Source organism: Intestinibacter sp. (genome assembly GCF_051866655.1).
GTDB lineage: Bacteria > Bacillota > Clostridia > Peptostreptococcales > Peptostreptococcaceae > Intestinibacter.
This window is the reverse complement of record NZ_JBJDXL010000344.1, coordinates 1-3,389: the sequence shown is the minus strand read 5'-3', so window position 1 is coordinate 3,389 and position 3,389 is coordinate 1. Positions and strand designations below refer to the sequence as shown.

The following is a 3,389-nucleotide window of genomic DNA, read 5'->3' as shown; positions in this document are numbered from 1 at the left end:
TATCCATATAGACTTTTAGATAGTCTATCTAATAACTTCTCATTTCTATCTATCGACTTCTATATTTGTTCTTGAAATCTATCTATATCAACCTTTCCCCCTTTCTTATAGACTCCATAATACTTTTTAAGAGCATCTTCTTCAAGTTTCTATGCTGCTACAAATGCTTTCCTAAATTCGCTAAGTTCATTTGCATCAGTAATAGAAGAAGGATTAAGAAGACCTTGCTTAACTTGCTTATATAATTTTGCCCCTTCTGGACTTACTGATTTATCAAGATTTGCTAGGTTATTAGCAATATCATTCTGAATATCTCTCTTCTTGAAGTAATCAGTATATTGTTTCTTTTCTTGCTCTTTCTGCTTAGCATCATATTCCATCTACTACCAGAATCTATCCCAATTATCAAAACTCTTAGCCATTTCAGCCTATCTATATTTATAGATATTGGAAAGAGTCTATAACATACTAAGTCTATTCTGCATAGCAGTATTCCAACGATTATTAGTATTTTCTTTTTCCTACTGCCATGCCTGCTCTGATGACGCTCTTAATTGAGCATTATTCTAAGCAGCTCCTTGCTATAGATATTCTTGACCTTTAAGTTCTCCTTCAAGCTATGTTGCTTTCTATAAATCTGCATCAGAAGTAGTCATTTTGTTAGCAAAGTTTCTAACATTAGCATAACTCTTCTAACCTCTAAATAAAGCATCAATATCTCCAATTATACTTCTATGGAACTCTAATGGATCTCTCAAGAATGGCCTTTCATTGTCTATAGACATCTAGGTCATTCTCCTGTTTATTATATCAGCTGCAATAGCTCTAGGTAATCCATAGAGTAATGTATTATTTAGAGGATTCTTATATCCTTTAGCCCATTCTGGTAAATCACTATTATTACCACTTCCATCAACCCAAGTACCATTTCCTTGTTTTTCTGTACTATTTCCAGGTTCTATTACTTCATCAGGTTTTTCTGTTGTTTCTGGTTTTGTAGCTTCATTAGGTTTTACCTCTGGAGATACAAGTTCCCAACTCTTACTGTCTGCATTAAACTTAATTTTAGTCCCATTTATATCAATAGGTTCTTCTTTATTCTAAAGATAAGTAATTAAAGCCTATCTGTTATAGGTAGTAGGACCTAACCAATCTTCTTTATCTTGACTATATCCGAAGAAATCGTTGAAGCCAGTTTCATTAAATTTCTTATTCCACCTAGAGTATCCTTCAGCTGCTTGCAGACTAAATTGTAGTTTATCTGCCCTCTATATATTACTTAGTTCATTTAGAATGCCTACTAATTTAGTGGCATTTAAATTTTCAATTGTTGATAAGTTATTAAACATCTTATCAAAATTGTAGTATTTATCCCACAGGCTAGTATTATTAGCATTTTCTTCAGTATCTTCTACTTTGAGATACTCATTATTTCTAAATTTTTTACCTTCCTAAAATATCTAGATGGTTCCTCCCGATTTTCTACTAGCAATAGCCTATTGCTGAACAATATTCCATATTTCCTCATCTGATTTTCCAGCAAGTCGTTTAGGAAATCTCTTCTTCCAATATTCAATAGTTTTTCTATAAACTAAGTCATCTACTGCCTTATCAAATCTCTTCTTAGAGAGCTAACTATTTGATTTTCTAGTTGGTTGAGGAGTAGATTGTGAATTATTATTGTATAGAGGATTCTTCTCTCTAAAGAATCCAAAAGAATTATCCTCTGAATCAGAACTTACCATTCTATCTACCTTATTCATAAGCCAAGCATTAGACCGTTTCTTCGGTACTACCTACCCACTTACTGCATCATAAGTATATCCTGTTGGTAAATATTCTCTCTAAGACCAATCCATTTGAGCATAATCAGTACCTCTTTCTATATCTGGATTTCTATGAAGTGGATGACGTAGATGTGAGAAAGTTCCAGAAATAAATTCAGTGCCTAATTCTTCATTAGGAGCTACCTCTTTTAATATCTTATTCTGTTCTTCTATTCCCTTAGCTTTCTTTAGTTTATTAAACTACTCCTCTGACATTTTTATAGATTTTCCAGACTTAACAGGAACATCTACATAATTTGATGCTACCTAATTTCTTGCCTATTCCCTATTCCTAGATACTGTAGTTCCTTTAGATCTTGCTGCACCAGTAATAGCTTTAATTCCGGCTAAAGCATCTCTCCAATCTGCTACTGTCATTTCAGATGGATTACTTATCATTTTAGCAAAAGCATTTGCTGAAGTAACCATACCTATACCAGACATAATAGCTAATGCAGTTTTTACTACTGGTTTAAGAATTTGAACTATTTTAGTTGTTTTTGCAGAAGCTCCCCACCCAGGAATTAAACCAAGAACATCCATTCCTAATCCAAACAAAGCATTCTTAGTAGTGTCCCATGTAGACATACTATCATCAGCAATATCAGCTCCTATATTACCTATAGTACTACCAAGACCAAGACCAGCAGATGTTACCGTACCATAACCAGGAATAAAAGAAGAAATCATAGCTGCTATATCCATTCCAGCAGTTGTAAGTCTTGTTATGTCAACTCCTGATAATTCTTCTGAAGGTTTTCTCTTCTCTGCTCTTACTTCTTTCTCTGATTTACCTGGCTCTTTAACTTCTTTAAATATAGCACGAGTTTCATCTTCCTTAGCTTTTTTCTAATTCCAAAACTCCTATCCAAGACTTTCTATACTACCACCTTCCTATTTCTTACTTACTTTATTCTAAGAATCATAAGTATCATAAGCCATTGCTTGCTATACTGTATCACTAAGATCTAGTAATCTTTCCTCATATTTTCCAAGTATAGGGTTATATGCTATATAACTTTTTCTGTTTAAATCTACAGAATTTGGAAGAATAACATATCCATTATTATCTGGAGTTCCAAAAGAACCAATAGCATGTAAAGCTTTTAAATATGGTGTAACTCCCTTTGCATTGCCTTTCCTTAATTCTCCTACAATATATGGGAATTTAGATTCAAGAATACGCTTTAATTCTATTTGTTGATCATTAGTTGATAAATTTTGTAAGTTATGATATTTAAGTAGAGCATTTAATGTTCCTTCTATTCCGGCTTTTCTAGCTTCATCATTTTCATACTCACTAAATGTAGTAATATCACCAGTAATAGGTTTATTAAGCTAAGGAATTGAACTAAAAAATTCATCTCTTTCTAAATTATATAATTTATCATCTAAGTCTTTCTATTCTTTCTACTTTTTAATTTCCTCTTCTTTTTGTGCAAGTTCCTACTACTTAGAATCTGGTAATTCTTTCTTCTCTCCAGTAGAAAAGAATCCAGTAGTGAATTCATCACCTATACCAGCAGCTCTTAATGCTATCTACGCCTCTGAATTATATCCATT

The 3,389-nt window shown here is 32.7% G+C and carries 3 protein-coding genes; all 3 read right to left on the bottom strand.

Going from position 1 to position 3,389, the window contains the following annotated elements; genetic code table 11:
• Window positions 1-149: 149 nt before the first annotated feature.
• The 3 genes from ACI3VO_RS10310 to ACI3VO_RS10300 all read right to left on the bottom strand — a co-directional run bounded on the left by ACI3VO_RS10310 (window position 150) and on the right by ACI3VO_RS10300 (window position 2,531).
• Window positions 150-380, bottom strand: a complete 231-nt coding sequence (locus tag ACI3VO_RS10310) for a hypothetical protein (RefSeq protein ID WP_439757839.1) — start codon at window positions 378-380, stop codon at window positions 150-152.
• A gap of 1,251 nt (window positions 381-1,631) precedes the next feature.
• Window positions 1,632-1,763, bottom strand: coding sequence for a hypothetical protein (locus ACI3VO_RS10305; RefSeq protein WP_439757838.1), 132 nt, complete (start codon window positions 1,761-1,763; stop codon window positions 1,632-1,634).
• A gap of 342 nt (window positions 1,764-2,105) precedes the next feature.
• A complete protein-coding gene (locus ACI3VO_RS10300) occupies window positions 2,106-2,531 on the bottom strand; it encodes a hypothetical protein (RefSeq protein ID WP_439757837.1) in 426 nt (141 codons plus the stop codon).
• Window positions 2,532-3,389 lie beyond the last annotated feature (858 nt).